Genomic DNA, 16,311 nt, shown 5'->3' with positions numbered 1-16,311 from the left:
GTCGAGGCAGCGCGGCTATTGAAGCAGCGCGATGGCCTCTTTAGCGGCCTTTACGTCGTGCACGCGAAGGATCTGCACACCTTTCAGCAAGAGTATCGTGTTGAGGACGGTTGTACCGTTCAGCGCATCCGCCGCTTTGATGCCCAATTTCTTATAGATCATGGATTTGCGAGACACCGCGCCCAGGATAGGCAATCCATGTACGTGAAGGGTTTCCAAATGCCAAAGCAGCTCATAGTTCTGTTCTAGTGTCTTGGCAAATCCAAAACCGGGATCCAAGATAATATCTTTAACCCCCAATTCGCGTAATATGGCTACCTGTTTTCCAAAAAACAGGTTCACGTCTTGTACCACATCCCGGTAATCTGTTAACTGCTGCATGGTGTTTGGGGTGCCCCGCATATGCATGAGGATATAAGGGACACGCAGCTCGGCAACCGTGGAAAACATATTCGCATCCAATGTTCCGCCGGAAATGTCATTGATCACGTGCGCCCCGGCAGCGATGCTCGCCCGGGCCACATCGGAGCGAAAGGTATCGACGGAAAGGATGGCCTCGGGGAATCTGGTCATAATGGCGTTAATCACCGGGAGGAGTCGGGCTCGCTCTTGATCGGCATCGACGTCTGCAGCTCCCGGGCGGGAAGAGTAAGCCCCGATATCCAGGATGTCGGCACCCGATGACAATAATTTTTCGGCCTGTAGGAGGGCCGTGTCCACCCGGTTGTGCCGCCCACCGTCGTAAAAGGAATCCGGTGTGATGTTCAAGATGCCCATCACTTTCGGCGAAGAGAGGTCGATCAATTTGCCACCCGCGTTCATCTCACAAAACTTGTCCTTTCTTGTTACTTACGGATAAATGAAAACTTTCCGCCGGCTTCAAGTTTCATCACGATGGATGCCATGCCCTGGTTTGGGTCATCCTGGCCATACGAAACCACATAACTCACTCCATCAATGATTTCCGGGGTGATTTCCATGAAGTTTCTGGGTGATGGTTGGCCGCTTAGATTGGCGGATGTGGAAACGATGGGCTTTCGAAAGCGGCGAAGCAGCGGCGAACAAAAAGGGTGTTCCACAATCCGGATGCCAATACTGCCATCTCCGGCAAGGAGATTGGGGGCAAGATTCTTGCCGCCTGAGTAAACTATGGTAAGTGGCCGTTCTGTAAACTCGATAAGCTGATAGGCGATTTCCGGCACTTCCTGTACGTAACTCGGTAACTTATCTTCGCTATCTAGCAAGATAATCAGGCTTTTGTCCTGGCCGCGGCCTTTCAGGCGGAATACCTGCTCTACGGCGTCGGGGTTGGTGGCATCACACCCGATGCCCCATATCGTATCTGTCGGATAAAGGATGAGTCCTCCGTCACGTAGGGTGTCCAGTGCCTGGTTGATATCCGATGGTTGAGCGCTACTAAGCATGCGATTGGAATCCGTTTCGGCTATCAGACCGCCACATCATGTGTACGCAGGGCATCGTTGAGCGATGTTTTTTTGTCGGTAGATTCCTTTCGCTTACCGATTATCAAGGCACAGGGAACCTGGTATGCACCGGCACTGAACGTTTTGGTATATGATCCGGGAATGACTACCGACCGAGCAGGTACCATTCCTTTGTATTCAATAGGTTCGGATCCGCTAACGTCGATGATTTTAGTGGATGCCGTAAGCACCACGTTCGCACCCAATACAACCTCGGCTTCGACGTGTACGCCTTCTACTACAATGGCACGTGATCCCACGAATACATTATCTTCTATGATCACGGGTGCCGCCTGTACGGGTTCCAATACGCCGCCAATGCCTACCCCACCGCTAAGGTGTACATTTTTTCCGATCTGGGCGCAGGACCCAACCGTTGCCCAAGTATCCACCATCGTGCCTTCATCTACATAGGCACCGATGTTGACATAGGATGGCATCATGATAACGCCCTTGGCTAGATACGCGCCGTAGCGTGCTATTCCGTGTGGAACCACCCGTACACCCAATTCCTTATAGTTGGTCTTTAACTTCATTTTGTCATGGAATACAAACGGCCCGGTAGCAACCTCTTCCATTTGGCGGATAGGGAAATAAAGGATTACAGCTTTTTTGATCCAATCGTTTACGTGCCAACGGGAACCAATGGGTTCGGCTACCCGCAATTCGCCCCGATCCAATCGCTGTATCACAGCCTCAATGGCTTCGCGGTATTCCTTATATTCCAAAAGCTGCCGGTTTTCCCAAGCGTCTTCAACCAGTTTTCTTAACTCTTTAATCATAGCGCTTCGTGTAATGAACGTTGTCGGGGCAAAGAAAGCAAATTCTTGTGACTTCCCCCAGCCAACAGCCGGAAAATCTTTTTCATATCAAGGGCATTTTAGTTAAGTTTGTTGCCATGGCTGAAATCGAAAAGCTACGCATAGATAAGTATTTATGGGCCATTCGCGTGTTCAAAACACGGAGTTTGGCAACCGACGCTTGCAAAGCGGGCCGCGTGAAGCTCGAAGGACGCAGCATTAAACCTTCCGTTGTGGTAAAGGTCGGAGATACGTACCATATCCAGAAAGGTATTGAAAAGAAGGTGCTGCGGGTAACAAACTTATTGGATAAACGTGTAGATGCCAAAACAGCCATCGGTTTTTATGAAGACCTTACGCCACCGGAGGATACGTTCGGCTACAAAACAGCACACCACGCTGCTGTGCTAAAAAGGGATCGCGGAACGGGTCGGCCCACAAAAAAAGAACGCCGGGAGATCGACGGACTACAAAGCGACTGGTGGAAAGACGGTTAGGGCGTATTAAATTTTTGACCTTCTATACTGACCAATGCCGCTGCGAGTGGATAAGTAATGCTTGTTGTTGTGTCCTTGCCTGTGAAACGGGTAGGCAATATCAGTCCGCCGCCAATATCTTTGAAACCACCGATGGAGAACTGATTGGTGTCATGGCTGGGTCGCCACTGCTGGACTTCGCCAGTTTGTGAATCGACATATAATTGGCCTTCTACGGCTACTTCAAAGCTGGTTTTTCGGTTGGTGACATTGACAACCGTAAAGCGTTGAGATCCGACTAGTTTTTCGCCAGCTATCGTATACGAAGCCCCCTCGCCCTCCAAAACAGTGGGCAGGAACAAGAAATGGGCATCCCTGTCAAATTCAGCGATTACTTCGTCGATAACATCCTCCGTGGTATGGGGGTTGTCAAGTTTTACACCATTGATATACACGGTGCCTTTAGTTGTTTTGATATTGAACAGCACAATGACCGCTTCATCATCCGTCGTTATGCCTTCAAAACGACAATTTCCCGATTGCTTATCCCACAGATATTTACGCACACCTTGTGCGAATGAATGGTTGTCACCGCCCGTACAGCTAAACATAAAGTACCGAGCATTTTGCCAATTCTCTTTTCCACCTATCGCTGTCCATAGCTTATCAACAATGTCTGATTGGGCAACCTGGCCGCTTACGGCTGTTATCCAGCACAATAATGCAATACAAAGGCTTAGCTTGAAATTAACAACGTTATGCATCATCTCAATAATTCTTTTTTTCAGCTAAAATGCTTGCTTACTAAGCTGAAAGCGTGAAGGTACGAATGATCGCAATATGGATATAAATGTATGATTGAGGGTAACAATTATCGAACCCGTTTTGTTTTCGGATAAGTATTGTAGGCGGGGCAGGTTTTTCTTGAGCAGGATTGCCACGATAGCGACGCGAGCACAATGAAGGCGATACCGATGATGAGCTTCCTTTTCATTCGTAGATAATTATTCGTTATGAGTTGCTTCACGGGCACCCAATGCTGCCATCTGAATGGCGGTCACGGCTGCCTCTTCTCCCTTGTTGCCATGTATTCCCCCAGCTCGATCCAATGCCTGCTGCAGATTGTCAGTAGTTAAAACGCCAAAGATAACGGGTTTATTGTGTTTCAACGCCACTTGGGTAATGCCATGGGCAACCGCACTGCAAATAAAATCAAAATGCCTGGTTTCTCCTTGAATGACACATCCGAGGCACATCACTGCATCCAGTCTACCATCGCGGAGCATGATATCCGCCCCACTGGTTAGTTCATAACTGCCGGGTACCTGTACAAGGTGGATATTTTCCTCGAGTGCGCCGTGTTTTCTTAACGCATCGTAAGCGCCCGTTAGTAGACGGCCCGTCACTTCAGCATTCCACTGCGATACAGCAATACCGAAACTGTAGGGTGCTGCCGAAGCGATTTCGATCGATGAGAAATCTGATAGATTTTTGTGGTGACTTGCCATATTCCTTCAAAACAAAGGCTGCCTATTATAGCAGCCACGGTCACTTATTGCTATCCGTTGTCCATTGGAGGGACTATAACTGTGCCTCCGCACGCGCAATATAACTCTCTATAGACGTTGCTTCGTGACTTTCCGGGAAATCGGATTGGATGCGCTTATAGGCATCCAATGCTTGTTTAAAATCGTTTTGCGCTTCATACACGAGGCCCAATTTTTTGAGTAAAAGCGGCGAGGTAAAGGTGTTTGAATTTTTATCGGCCGCCTTTTTATAAAAAGATGCCGCCTTTTTATAATCCTTGAGCTCCGAATAAGCATCTCCAAGTAAGCCAATGACCAGCGGATCGAGTACGATGCTGCCGGTACTGGTATATTTCTCTAATGCAGCTACCGCTTCTTGGTAGTTGCCTTGACGCAGGTAGAGTCCACCCAGGTAAGCATTTGCAATGTTGGCGGATTTGGTGTTGTCGTACTCGTCTGCAATCTCCTTAAAGCCCGGGTAGGACCCATCACCATCAATGGCCCGTTGCTGCAATGAATCGATCGATGCATAAGTCTCCGCTTTGAAAAGCTGATCGGCAGCTGTTTCTGCGCGCGGAGCGAGGTAAAATCGCTGGTAACCAATGTAGAGCAATATCAATACAACGATACCGCCCACGATGAAGACCAAACTTTTTTGATTTTCCAGAATGAAACTGCTATTTCCGGTTTTTCGCACGGAATCGGAGGCCGCAGCTTTATGGTTTTGATATTTTGACATTTCTGTTGTTAAATTCGGACTGCAAAAATACACTTTTACAACTTATATCCAAGGGTTTTTGTAAAACACCGTTTCAGATATCAATGCCATTTTTCTGCTTTTGGTCAAGTTCTTCGTATATCGAATTGTTGCTCTTGAATTCGGGCACCAATTCCTTCATTTTCAGCACGATTTCTCGTTCGTTTTGGTTTTTGGCTATGTTGATCAGTACATCAATCTGTTTTTCTACTTGCTGGAAATCATATTCCCTTACTTTGGCGATCATGATTTTGTGGTGATGTGTGGGAAGGGTGTTTTCGAGATCGTTGAGCAATTCTTCATATAATTTTTCGCCCGGGCGCAAGCCCGAATATTCAATGGTGATGTCCTTATTGGGGATGAGGCCAGACAGTTTGATCATCTTATTTGCCAATTCAACGATTTTTACCGACTTACCCATGTCGAAGACGTAAATCTCTCCGCCGTTACCCATAGACCCGGCTTCCAAGACCAATTGGCAGGCCTCGGGTATGGTCATAAAATACCTGGTAATCTCGGGGTGGGTCACGGTTACCGGCCCTCCCTTGTCAATCTGGGCTTTGAATCTGGGTATTACGGAGCCGTTGGAACCCAGTACATTGCCGAATCGCGTAGTGATGAACCGTGTGTGTACGCTATCGCTTCCGTTGAGCAGGGCGTGTGTCTTCGATAAATGGTTGAAGTACGTCTGCACGTAGATTTCTGCGATGCGTTTAGAAGCGCCCATGACATTGGTCGGGTTTACCGCCTTATCGGTGGAAATCATAACGAATTTTTCCACCCCATAGTTCACTGCCAAACGAGCGATGAGCCGAGTGCCCATGATATTGGTGCGTACCGCTTCGACCGGATGATTTTCCATCATTGGCACATGCTTGTATGCGGCAGCATGGTACACGTAATGTGGCTTAAAGACGCTGAATAACGCTTCCATACGCTCTGTATCACGGATGTCGCCTATAAATGCATGATATACTTGGTTTTTCTGCAAATCTTCCAGTTCGAGTTGCAGCTCATGTAGCGGGGTTTCTGCTTGGTCATTGAGAATGATCATCTGCGGACCGTATTTCCCCAGTTGCCTCGCAATTTCACTGCCAATGGATCCGGCGGCACCCGTTACCAATATGCGTTTGCCGCTTAGTTGCTGCCGGATAGATTGATTGTTGATTTTGATGGGCTCGCGTTCCAGCAGATCCTCGATCCGCATTTTCTGGATCTGGTTGGGCGTTACTTCTCCGTTGATCAATCGGTGCACCGGTGGCATTGTGAGTACCTTGATATTGCGCTCCAGACAGAGATCCACGATATTGGCTTTTTTCTCTATTGGGATATTGTGGGAGGATATGATGAGCTCATCGACCTTGCCTTGTATGATGAGCTGCTCGAAATAATCGGTGTGATAAATATGTATTCCATCGATTATTTTACCTACTTTCTGGATATTATCATCAATGAATCCGACCACCGCGTTATTGGCATTGTGATCATGATCCAGTGTACGTTTGGCGGCAATGCCTAGATCACCAGCACCATAGATGACCGTTTGCTTCCGGGTAGCCTTGATGTTCTTGATATACAAAAAGAATAGTTTTACCGTAGAACGATAGGTAATCAATAGCAGGAAACTCATCAATCCGTAGGCAATCAACAAGCTGTTGGACATCAGCGGCGGGCGGTTGAGGGCAATCAGGATTGTATTAATCAAAAACAGCGTGGCCACACACAACGACACCGAGGATAAAATGCGTACCGAGTCCAATGCACTGGTGTACCGTACAATGCCGGCATACATTTTCAATCGGTAGAAAATCAGCGTACTTACACTTAATACCACCAAGAGTTTACGGCTAAAATCGGCGGAATTGATGGTGTCGTAGGTGAAACTATTGAGTAAAAGATACGCGAAAAACAAGGCAATTGCACTACAGCACAAATCCAGTGTAAAAATAATCCAACGAGGAACGATGTTAAATCTATCAAACATCCAGCGTGATTAAAGGCAACACATTCTTGTCGCAATACCGTAAATGCGCCTCAAATATACTTATTTTCTATTATCAAACAAGTTCGGTGATTTTTTTAAATCGTTATCGGTAAGCGAGTTGGGTAAATGAGTTGGACTATTCGCGTATAATTTGCCCTAGTTTTATTAAAACTTTGAGTATTTTCGCATGTGTTGAACCCAAATTGTATGGATAAAGTGAGCGCATCATGAGTGAGCTATCGAAGTTGGCGCGTCAAGCATTGTTACAACCGCAGGAAGCGATGCTTGAAACGGGGAAAAAGAAAAACAGCCTCTATATAGGAATACCAAAGGAAATCAGTTTTCAGGAAAACCGTGTGCCATTGACGCCATTATCTGTCGCATTGCTCATCGAGAACGGGCATGATGTGGTGTTGGAAAGTGGCGCCGGTGAAGGGGCTAATTTTCTTGATCATCACTACAGCGAACAGGGTGCACGCATTGTGCGCGATAAAGAAGAAGTCTATAAAGCGGATATCATTATCAAGATCGCGCCACCTACTTTAGAGGAGGTCGACATGATGCGAAGCGGCCAGGTATTGCTCTCTTCCCAGCAGCCTTCATTGATGAGTATCGATCATCTCCACGCCCTCATGAAAAAAAAGGTGACGGCGCTGTCTTACGAATATTTGCGCGACGAAGGAAATACACTTACCGTGGTGCGCGCCATGAGCGAGATTGTCGGGGCTACATCGGTGCTGATAGCGGCCGAGTACCTAAGCAACGTGTTTGATGGTAAGGGATTGATGCTGGGCGGAATTACCGGGGTGCCCCCCACGGAAATGGTTATCCTGGGTGCAGGCACGGTGGGTGAATTTGCCGCGCGGACCGCAATCGCATTGGGTGCCCAGGTCAAGGTGTTTGACAGCTCCGTTTATCGCCTGCGGCGTTTGCAGAACAATGTAGGCAGTCGCGTGTTTACGTCGGTAATCCAGCCTATTGTCTTGCGTAAAGCGGTAATCGGCTGCGATGTGGTCATTGGAGCTACACGGGCTACTAATGGCCGAAGTCCATGTATCATTAGCGAAGAGACTGTTTCGAAGATGAAACCCAATTCGGTACTGATTGACATCAGTATCGACCAGGGTGGTTGTTTCGAAACGTCTGAAATCACCAATCATGAGACACCGGTATTCCGGAAATACGATGTTATCCATTACTGCGTGCCCAATATTGCATCGCGGGTGGCAAGGACAGCTACCTATGCCCTAACCAATATCTTTACGCCGATTCTTTTGGATATTGGCGAGATGGGGGGGATCATGAACCTCATTTGGGCGAAACCGGGAATCCGGAACGCCATCTATTTGTACCAGGGCCATCTGACGAACAAGGATATTGCGAATAAATTCAACCTTACACCAAAGGATCTAGATTTGTTGGTCGTTTCTAACCATTAGTATCTCATAAATGCAGTTTATAAAAACAACACTATGTTTTGCGATATTACTTGCTGCTGTCCTCTCCGTCCATAGCCAAGTTGTGATGGATTTATATGATGGTGAAGTGCCGAATAGTAAGTCATTTGCTATGGAAGAAACATCTGCCACCGATGACAATGGCATTACCCGCGTAAGTGGGGTAACCATTCCCACACTTACGGCTTATTTCCCTACCAATGATGTGGTGAATACCGGTAAAGCGGTAATCATCTGTCCGGGTGGAGGGTATGGCATTTTGGCGATAAGCCATGAAGGCCACGATGTTGCGAAATTGCTTGCCTCGAACGGCGTTGCGGCATTTGTGTTGAAGTACCGGCTCCCTAAAGACGAAATCATGATTGATAAGCGGATAGGTCCGTTGCAGGATGCGCAGCGAGCCATACAACTGGTCCGCGAAAAGGCGAGCGAGTGGGGAATTGATGAAAATCAGATCGGTGTCGCAGGATTTTCCGCCGGTGGGCATTTGGCATCCACGCTTTCCACCCATTTTAGCAAAGCGGTGATCGACAACCCCAAACACACCTCGTTGCGTCCGGATTTCTCGCTGTTGTTGTACCCCGTCATTAGCATGCAGAACGGGATAACGCACGGTGGCTCCAGGCAGAATCTTTTGGGCGCTAACCCAAGTGAAGCAGATGTCAACCGGTTTTCCAATGAATTGCAGGTGACACCTGATACACCACCCGCTTTTTTGGTACATGCCGAGGATGACACGGCAGTGCCGATTGCCAATAGCGAAGCTTATGTGGCTGCATTGAAAGCACACAGCATAGCTGCGAAACTCATCACGTACCCAAAAGGGGGGCACGGATTTGGTTTACATAACAAAACCACTTCGGATAAATGGGCTGACCATTTTTTGGAATGGTTAATGGGTATTTAGCGATAACGAACCAGCTGGAAGCTGGCTAAACGCGGGGAGCGATGCCAGCTTACCAGTGATTCACAAACACACATTATATCTTTGGTATACGTTCAATTCTTTCACGGATTGCATCAGCGCTTGATTATGATATAGACGCCATTGACGCCGAAACGTTGCATCCCTGTGCCAAAAAAAGATAAATAGCGTGCCTAAACCGTAATTAAAAGAGAATCAGCGGAATGGTATTTTTCAGTATACTGCGACTGTGCGATATCGGACAGCAAGTGTTCCGAAAGCGTACATTTTCAGGCCCTCAATGACCTGGGCAATTCAATAACGGAAATGGTGTTATTCATGAAAATTGCTAAGTTTGGTCCTTGATGCAACGATTCTTACGTACCCGTATCGCCCCAACGCCCAGTGGCTACCTGCATCTGGGAAATGTGTTTTCTTTTGCGGTTACCGTGGCCCTGGCAAGGCAATCGGGCGCACGGATCCTGCTACGTATTGATGATCTTGATCGGGAGCGTGTGAAGCCGGAATATGTGGAGGATATTTTCGAGACCTTGGCTTACCTGGATATCCCGTGGGATGAAGGCCCGAAAGATTACCGCGATTACACGAACGTTTACTCGCAGGTACATCGAATGGAACGATATGAGGCAGGGCTGCGGCAACTGCGTGACCGTGGGTTGGTGTTTGCCTGCGATTGTTCGCGGACCACACTGCTCCGTAATCATCCCGAGGGTGTTTACACGGGTACCTGTGTCCATCGCGGATTATCATTGGACGCAGCGGGCTACAACTGGCGTGTTGATACGTCAACCCAGCACCTTGCCCAAAACATGCACTATTTTGTAGTACGTAAAAAAGATGGTTTTCCGGCGTACCAATTAACGTCTCTGATAGATGATAGGTACTTCGGTGTCGATTTAATTGTGAGGGGAGAGGACCTGTGGCCCTCCACATTGGCCCAAGTCAATTTGGCTCAACTGCTTGGATACCATGATTTTATTGGCGCCACGTTCCGGCACCACGTGCTATTAAAGACCGAAGATGACAAAAAGCTCGCTAAATCAGCAGGGGCTACTTCCATTCGTTACCTTCGCAGAAAAGGGTATACCAAAGCGGCTATTTATCGAATGGTCGGGCAACTCGCAGGGACACCAAATCCGATCGCCAGTTGGGAGGAGTTGACCCCACTAATACCCATATTTATCCTTCCAGTTCAGCCGTAGCTTCTCGCGTAGTTTTTCCTCGGCGGGGTTCCTCCCCGGGTCGTATAGTTTAGTGCCGCTCAATCGCTCGGGCATAAACTCTTGTGCCACGAAATTCCCTTCGTAGGCATGGGCATATTGATAATCCTTGCCATAGTCGAGCTGCTTCATGAGCTTGGTGGGTGCATTACGTATAGGTAACGGTACGGGCAAGTCACCCGTTTGCCGCACCAATGCTTGCGCCTTGTTAATCGCTTCGTAGGCTGCGTTGCTTTTGGCCGATGACGCCAGGTATGTCACCGCCTGTGAAAGTATGATCCTCGACTCAGGCCAGCCGATTACGTTGACGGCTTGAAAGCAATTATTGGCAAGCAGCAATGCATTGGGGTTGGCGTTTCCGATATCTTCGGCGGCAAGAATGAGTAACCTCCGCGCGATGAAAAGCGGATCTTCCCCGCCTTCTATCATTCGTGCCAGCCAATAAACTGCAGCGTTGGGATCGCTGCCACGGATTGATTTGATAAAGGCAGATATAATGTCATAGTGCTGCTCACCCGCTTTGTCATACATTGCCATGTTTTGCTGTACTTGCTTGAGTACGAAATCATTGGTGATTTCAAGCGGTTTTCCACCTGCGGCGTTGATGACCAATTCGAGGATATTGAGCAGTTTGCGGGCGTCGCCACCCGAGAGCCGGAGCAAGGCCTCGTGTTCCTTGACGGTGACCTGCTGTTTGCTGAGGTAATCATCTTCCTTCAGCGCCTTGTTGATGATGCTGACCAGCTCGTCCTCACTGAGGTGCTCCAACACGTACACCTGGCATCGCGACAACAAGGCTGATATGACCTCGAAAGAAGGATTCTCGGTCGTCGCACCGATAAGTGTAACCAGTCCCCTTTCTACAGCGCCTAACAGTGAATCCTGTTGCGATTTGGAAAAGCGATGTATTTCGTCGATGAACAAGATGGGTTGTTCTTGTTCGAAATTGCGCAGCTGCGAGGCCTTATCAATGACTTCGCGCACGTCTTTCACGCCGGAGTTGATGGCGCTCAGACTGAAAAACGGCCGGTTCAGTTGCTTAGCGATGATGAACGCAAGCGTAGTCTTGCCGACGCCTGGCGGACCCCACAAGACCATCGACGGAATGTTGTTTTGTTGGATCGTATTGCGCAGCACTGCCCCGTCACCAATGATGTGTTGCTGCCCTACATAATCAGTAATCGTCGTGGGGCGCATACGTTCCGCTAATGGAATTTGTGTTGCCATGATTTTTAGCAAATGTAATCGGAATATAGGACAATGAGAAAAAGTAAGGAACAATTTTTGTACCTTAGTGCGCAGATTAGAATGATATATGAAGGTAAAACAATCGCTGTTGCGACATGCAGCATGCTTTTTCTTCTTTTTTTGGGGTGTTTTAACCTGCGTCTTTGCCCAGCAACATGTCGATTTCTCCGGTGTCATAGCCAAATACGATAGCACATTTGCCGGAATAGGTCCGGAAGTTTATCACCTCCCGCCGCCCAAAACGGAAGAGGAATTATTGGACGACCGCTTTGCTGAGAAAGAAATCGATTCGGCAGTTGTTGACGAGTATGTGAATAGGATGAAATATTACCACAGGTTGGTCATGACCGGTAATGGTAATGTAGCCGCAAAATACATGTCCGTCACCGAAGCTCAGGCAGCTAGTGTAGAAGGTAAGTTACTGATTGCTGCAGATCGCAACAATACGGTAACTGACGCCGGTCTGTTGGCTGATATCCAAAACCGGTTAGCCATGGAATACGTTGCATTGGGTGCCTTTGATCTTGCAGTTGAGTTTTTCGAAAAGGCAATGCGTGCTAAGCAGGCGACGAACAATATGGCCGATTGGGAAGTCATTACCCATAACCTGGCAGTCGCGTATGAATACCTCGGGCAGTTGGATAAGGCACAGGGACTTCGCCAGCAATTGTATGATCGTGCGGTGAAGGCCCGTGATAACAGCCACCAGGCCCGGGCGCTGATGGAGCTGGCGTTGATAAAAGCCAAGCAAGGGTTTTCGCATGAGGCCGAGCGTGACATCATCCGGAAGGTGGTGCCTTTGTTTCGCCGGGGGCGGGATGAGGCCGGTCGCGCTTCTGCGTACCGCACACTAGCAGCTATCTATACGCTCCAAAATAAATATCCTGAAGCCCAGTGGTTTTTGGTGCAAGCGAAGACCATTGTTGATCGGGAAGGAATTACCGAGCAGTTGCCCGACATCATCTTTAATCTTGCCGAAACAAAGAAACATTCGGGCAATCCCCGGGTAGCCATTGAAGAGTATAAAGTGGCCAATGATTTGGCGAGAAAAGATCACCTTATGGGCATGCAGTTGGCCATTCAGGATGCACTGGGCAATTTGTATCATCAAGCTGGTGACTATGACGGGGCGGCCCTTGCGCTTAACCGGTATGATACGCTCAAAAATATATTATTTAGGGGAGAGAAACCCGTAGATAATTGATCCGCTGAGTGTCTTTCGTAACAAATAAAAGTCAAACAAATCGTATGACAATTACGTAATAAAGATTAGCGGTTTTTTGATTAAATTTAGCGACTTGAATAATGGGGATTGCGGGGGCTGATCACAATCAAGATAAAGGAATATAAATAGTATGGAGAATATGTTGAAGAAAGTTTTTTTTGCATTGTTTGTGGTTGCCATAGCCGCTTGTGGATCCAAGCCACGCGTCAATTTAGAAGCGGAGGCGGGGGCTTTACAGCCAACACCCCAGCATGCGGTGATTGCCAAAGATGTGGTGGGTTTGTTTGAATCGGTGAGCTATAAAAAAGTTCCGTTTAACGATTCCATCTCTTCCATTATCTTCAATAACCTGATCGAAGCAATGGATCAGGGCAAGAATTATTTAATGCAGTCGGATATCGACGAGTTTGAGCAATATCGCAATACCTTAGGGCAAGACTTTCGCGAAGGAGACCTGAGTGCTGCATATCATATTTTCAACTTGTATATGAAGCGTTACCTCAACCGGTTGGACTATGCACTTACACAGGTCGACGAGCCTCATGACTTTACAGTGGATGAAACCTACGTCTACAATCGGGAAAGCGAAGGATGGTTTACCTCGGAAGCCGAGGCGAATGAGCAATGGCGCAAGCGGGTGAAATACGACCTGCTCAACCTGCGCATCAGCGGAAACGGAAGCGACTCGGCAACTGTAAAGCAAAAAGAAACACTAAGAAACCGTTATAAAAACCTGATTTCAATGGCCAAAAAGACCGACAATAACGAGGCTTTTCAGGTGATCATGACTGCACTTACGGATGCGATAGACCCCCATACTAGCTATTTTAACCCTTATTTTGCGCAGCGGTTTAATGAGGAGATGGCCAATACATTTGAAGGGATAGGCGCGAGGCTCACTACCGAAAACGAGGTGGTGAAGGTAGCAGATGTCATTGTTGGCGGCCCGGTGTATCGGGAGAAAGCATTGCAGATAGACGACCGCATTATCGGTGTTGCACAGGGCGAAGATGGCGAGTTTGAAGATATCATCGGTTGGAAGCTCGATCACGCTGTGACCAAAATCAAAGGCCCGAAGGGTACCGTGGTTCGTCTGAAGGTTATTCCTGCAGGGCAGGAGCTTACTGCAGAGCCAAAGATTGTATCCCTCACGCGCGATCGGGTAGTGATCGAAGATGAATCAGCCAAGCGAGAAATCAAGGAGGTGGTGGGTGATGACGGCAAAACCTACCGGGTAGGTATCATCAGCCTTCCCAAATTTTATATCGATTTTGAGGCCTACCGTAAAAATGACCCGAATTACAAGAGCACTACACGTGATGTACGCCTGTTACTGGATTCTTTGAAACAGGAAAACGTGGACGCCGTAGTTATGGATCTTCGTTTCAATGGCGGCGGATCCCTACAAGAATCAATTGAATTGACGGGATTGTTTATCGATAAAGGGCCTGTGGTACAAGTGCGTGATACGCGCAATCGTATTGAGGTCAACAGTGATCAGGAAGATGGCGTGGCGTGGGATGGCCCGCTAGGTGTTATCATCAACCGGTTTAGTGCCTCAGCATCTGAAATCTTTGCAGCAGCAGTGCAGGATTATGGACGGGGAATTATTTTAGGGTCTCAGTCGTACGGCAAAGGAACGGTGCAGTCGGCTATCGATATGAGCCGGGTGATCAGCCCTACAGACCGCCTATTGCTTAAGGCACAAGCCGATGATAAGGCAGGGTTTCCGGAGGGGGCACCTCAATTCGGTCAGATCAATCTTACCCTTGCTAAGTTTTACCGGATTACAGGTAGCAGTACACAGCATAAGGGCGTAGAACCCGATATTACGTTTCCTTCATTATACGCTGCCGAAAAATATGGCGAGAGCTCAGAACCATCGGCATTGCCATGGGATCAGATCAATGCGAGTGATTTTGCCCCCGTTGCCGATTTGGGTCCGGTTATTGCCCGGTTGGCCACAGCGCATAAGACCCGCATGGATGGCGCACCTGCCTATAAGTTTTTGCTGGAGGATATCGAAATGATGCAGAAGCAGGAAGCCGAAACGAGCGTCACACTGTTGGAGGATAAACTGAAAAAGGAACGCGAGGAGGGGCGGCTGAAGCGAAAAAGCCGGTCGGATGCACTACAGCAAATGAAAATCAACTTGCCATTGGGTGGCGGGGCTACCACCGGTGTGGATGAGGGCCTTGATTTCATACAGGAAGAAAGCTTGGCAGTGATGGCAGATTACGTGGCGTTGCAGAAGTAGGAAATACGCTATTCATGAGTGCGGCCGCCGCTTGAACGCCTTCGGCGAAACATCGAATCTTTCCTTGAATATCCGAGAAAAGTAGTAAGGAGATTCAAATCCGGTATGGTATCCGATTTCCTTGATGGATAGCGATGTATTCCGTAGTAATTCCTCGGCCTTATCCAACCGGAGATCTAGGTGATACTGATTAGGAGACTTACCCATCAGGCGCTTGAATGCTTTTCGGAATTTGGAATAGCTGATGGGAAATTCCTGAACTAACGCCTCTATATTGATGTTTTCTGACAGCCTGTTTTGCAGCATGAAGGCCGCCTGAGATACCCACACCGATTCAGGGTCATCAGCAGAATAGGCAGTCAGGTTTACCCTATTCAGTATGCCTAAAATAGCCAATGTAATGCCTGAAATAACTTGTGAATAGCCCATTTGCGCTTGGGAAACAGCGGCCAGTAAATAAGTAAAGGCGGCCAGGAGGTCTTTGTTGAGCCCGGTTTTGAAAACTGGATTTTTCCAGTTAAAAAAGCTATCCATAAGTTGTGCCGGATAGGTGCCGTTAAAGCCGACCCAATATTCCTCCCACCCGACCAGCGGATTAGGTTTATAGCGATGCCAAACACCGGGGAAAAGCACAAAACAAGTGCCTGCATCGACCACCTGAGGCGCAGTTTGGGCTGATTCGAAAACCCCGCTACCACTCGTGATAAACACGATGTAAAAACCATCGAGGATTCGCCCTTTATTCCACGAAAAGGCATGGTCAGTCGGATGTTCAGCTGATGACGGATAGTGCATGTTTTTATTGGTTTTACAATAACCGACTGTATTGATGTAGAAGCCCCATTTCTTATCTATATTGCTTGTATGTAGGTATTTGTGGTAGTTTTCCATGATATTTTTTGCTAATCGGTCAATTCAAACATAAAGTAAAAATATCAAAAAGTACAAATAA

General features: G+C 47.9%; 15 protein-coding genes. 6 read left to right on the top strand and 9 right to left on the bottom strand.

The window, feature by feature from the left end; genetic code table 11:
- Positions 1-15: 15 nt before the first annotated feature.
- The 3 genes from folP to IEV98_RS01980 are packed head-to-tail and all read right to left on the bottom strand — an operon-like array spanning position 16 to position 2,266.
- The gene (folP, locus tag IEV98_RS01990) at positions 16-822 is read right to left on the bottom strand and encodes a dihydropteroate synthase (protein ID WP_188504258.1); all 807 of its coding nucleotides are present in this window, start codon (positions 820-822) and stop codon (positions 16-18) included.
- A gap of 23 nt (positions 823-845) precedes the next feature.
- Positions 846-1,424 (bottom strand): L-threonylcarbamoyladenylate synthase, encoded by a 579-nt coding sequence (locus IEV98_RS01985; RefSeq protein ID WP_188504257.1) that lies wholly within the window; start codon positions 1,422-1,424, stop codon positions 846-848.
- A gap of 23 nt (positions 1,425-1,447) precedes the next feature.
- Positions 1,448-2,266: a 2,3,4,5-tetrahydropyridine-2,6-dicarboxylate N-succinyltransferase gene (locus tag IEV98_RS01980; protein WP_188504256.1), complete on the bottom strand. Its 819-nt coding sequence runs from the start codon at positions 2,264-2,266 to the stop codon at positions 1,448-1,450.
- Between the two features lie 116 nt (positions 2,267-2,382).
- Between IEV98_RS01980 and IEV98_RS01975 the strand changes: the two genes are divergently transcribed.
- Positions 2,383-2,781: an RNA-binding S4 domain-containing protein gene (locus IEV98_RS01975; RefSeq protein ID WP_188504255.1), complete on the top strand. Its 399-nt coding sequence runs from the start codon at positions 2,383-2,385 to the stop codon at positions 2,779-2,781.
- Here the strand turns inward: IEV98_RS01975 and IEV98_RS01970 are convergent.
- From IEV98_RS01970 to IEV98_RS01955, 4 genes are all read right to left on the bottom strand, one after another.
- Complete coding sequence (locus IEV98_RS01970) at positions 2,778-3,527, bottom strand: hypothetical protein (protein WP_188504254.1); 750 nt, start codon at positions 3,525-3,527, stop codon at positions 2,778-2,780. The two genes, IEV98_RS01975 and IEV98_RS01970, sit on opposite strands and share 4 nt — an antisense overlap.
- A 237-nt stretch (positions 3,528-3,764) precedes the next feature.
- Complete coding sequence (gene ribH, locus IEV98_RS01965; RefSeq protein WP_188504253.1) at positions 3,765-4,268, bottom strand: 6,7-dimethyl-8-ribityllumazine synthase; 504 nt, start codon at positions 4,266-4,268, stop codon at positions 3,765-3,767.
- Between the two features lie 73 nt (positions 4,269-4,341).
- Entirely contained in the window at positions 4,342-5,025 is a 684-nt protein-coding gene (locus tag IEV98_RS01960; protein WP_188504252.1) for a tetratricopeptide repeat protein, read from the bottom strand.
- Positions 5,026-5,098: 73 nt separating this feature from the next.
- Complete coding sequence (locus tag IEV98_RS01955) at positions 5,099-7,027, bottom strand: polysaccharide biosynthesis protein (RefSeq protein WP_188504251.1); 1,929 nt, start codon at positions 7,025-7,027, stop codon at positions 5,099-5,101.
- A 227-nt stretch (positions 7,028-7,254) separates the two neighbouring features.
- Here IEV98_RS01955 and IEV98_RS01950 point away from each other — a divergent pair, with 227 nt between their 5' ends.
- The 3 genes from IEV98_RS01950 (at position 7,255) to IEV98_RS01940 (ending at position 10,611) form a co-directional block, all read left to right on the top strand.
- Positions 7,255-8,466 (top strand): alanine dehydrogenase, encoded by a 1,212-nt coding sequence (locus IEV98_RS01950; RefSeq protein ID WP_188504250.1) that lies wholly within the window; start codon positions 7,255-7,257, stop codon positions 8,464-8,466.
- A gap of 85 nt (positions 8,467-8,551) precedes the next feature.
- Positions 8,552-9,391, top strand: a complete 840-nt coding sequence (locus IEV98_RS01945; protein WP_229738523.1) for an alpha/beta hydrolase — start codon at positions 8,552-8,554, stop codon at positions 9,389-9,391.
- A gap of 362 nt (positions 9,392-9,753) precedes the next feature.
- Positions 9,754-10,611 (top strand): glutamate--tRNA ligase family protein, encoded by an 858-nt coding sequence (locus IEV98_RS01940; RefSeq protein ID WP_188504248.1) that lies wholly within the window; start codon positions 9,754-9,756, stop codon positions 10,609-10,611.
- Here the strand turns inward: IEV98_RS01940 and IEV98_RS01935 are convergent.
- Positions 10,576-11,856, bottom strand: a complete 1,281-nt coding sequence (locus IEV98_RS01935; RefSeq protein WP_188504247.1) for a replication-associated recombination protein A — start codon at positions 11,854-11,856, stop codon at positions 10,576-10,578. The genes IEV98_RS01940 and IEV98_RS01935 overlap by 36 nt on opposite strands.
- Before the next feature lie 88 nt (positions 11,857-11,944).
- Here IEV98_RS01935 and IEV98_RS01930 point away from each other — a divergent pair, with 88 nt between their 5' ends.
- Both IEV98_RS01930 and IEV98_RS01925 read left to right on the top strand, forming a co-directional pair.
- Positions 11,945-13,081 (top strand): tetratricopeptide repeat protein, encoded by a 1,137-nt coding sequence (locus IEV98_RS01930; RefSeq protein WP_188504246.1) that lies wholly within the window; start codon positions 11,945-11,947, stop codon positions 13,079-13,081.
- A 160-nt stretch (positions 13,082-13,241) separates the two neighbouring features.
- The gene (locus tag IEV98_RS01925) at positions 13,242-15,359 is read left to right on the top strand and encodes a carboxy terminal-processing peptidase (protein WP_188504245.1); all 2,118 of its coding nucleotides are present in this window, start codon (positions 13,242-13,244) and stop codon (positions 15,357-15,359) included.
- A 12-nt stretch (positions 15,360-15,371) separates the two neighbouring features.
- Here IEV98_RS01925 and IEV98_RS01920 read toward each other — a convergent pair whose 3' ends face one another.
- Positions 15,372-16,250: an AraC family transcriptional regulator gene (locus IEV98_RS01920; protein ID WP_188504244.1), complete on the bottom strand. Its 879-nt coding sequence runs from the start codon at positions 16,248-16,250 to the stop codon at positions 15,372-15,374.
- Between the last annotated feature and the right edge of the window lie 61 nt (positions 16,251-16,311).

The sequence above is a fragment of the Parapedobacter pyrenivorans genome (genome assembly GCF_014636865.1).
In the GTDB taxonomy this organism is placed as follows: domain Bacteria; phylum Bacteroidota; class Bacteroidia; order Sphingobacteriales; family Sphingobacteriaceae; genus Parapedobacter; species Parapedobacter pyrenivorans.
Note: the sequence above shows the minus strand (reverse complement) of the source record. Positions and strands in the feature narration are given on the sequence as shown.

Coding starts and splice junctions, on each gene's coding strand:
- folP (WP_188504258.1), bottom strand. CDS start 822: ATGAACGCGGGTGGCAAATTGATCGACCTCTCTTCGCCGAAAGTGATG.
- IEV98_RS01985 (WP_188504257.1), bottom strand. CDS start 1,424: ATGCTTAGTAGCGCTCAACCATCGGATATCAACCAGGCACTGGACACC.
- IEV98_RS01980 (WP_188504256.1), bottom strand. CDS start 2,266: ATGATTAAAGAGTTAAGAAAACTGGTTGAAGACGCTTGGGAAAACCGG.
- IEV98_RS01975 (WP_188504255.1), top strand. CDS start 2,383: ATGGCTGAAATCGAAAAGCTACGCATAGATAAGTATTTATGGGCCATT.
- IEV98_RS01970 (WP_188504254.1), bottom strand. CDS start 3,527: ATGATGCATAACGTTGTTAATTTCAAGCTAAGCCTTTGTATTGCATTA.
- ribH (WP_188504253.1), bottom strand. CDS start 4,268: ATGGCAAGTCACCACAAAAATCTATCAGATTTCTCATCGATCGAAATC.
- IEV98_RS01960 (WP_188504252.1), bottom strand. CDS start 5,025: ATGTCAAAATATCAAAACCATAAAGCTGCGGCCTCCGATTCCGTGCGA.
- IEV98_RS01955 (WP_188504251.1), bottom strand. CDS start 7,027: ATGTTTGATAGATTTAACATCGTTCCTCGTTGGATTATTTTTACACTG.
- IEV98_RS01950 (WP_188504250.1), top strand. CDS start 7,255: ATGAGTGAGCTATCGAAGTTGGCGCGTCAAGCATTGTTACAACCGCAG.
- IEV98_RS01945 (WP_229738523.1), top strand. CDS start 8,552: ATGGATTTATATGATGGTGAAGTGCCGAATAGTAAGTCATTTGCTATG.
- IEV98_RS01940 (WP_188504248.1), top strand. CDS start 9,754: ATGCAACGATTCTTACGTACCCGTATCGCCCCAACGCCCAGTGGCTAC.
- IEV98_RS01935 (WP_188504247.1), bottom strand. CDS start 11,856: ATGGCAACACAAATTCCATTAGCGGAACGTATGCGCCCCACGACGATT.
- IEV98_RS01930 (WP_188504246.1), top strand. CDS start 11,945: ATGAAGGTAAAACAATCGCTGTTGCGACATGCAGCATGCTTTTTCTTC.
- IEV98_RS01925 (WP_188504245.1), top strand. CDS start 13,242: ATGTTGAAGAAAGTTTTTTTTGCATTGTTTGTGGTTGCCATAGCCGCT.
- IEV98_RS01920 (WP_188504244.1), bottom strand. CDS start 16,250: ATGGAAAACTACCACAAATACCTACATACAAGCAATATAGATAAGAAA.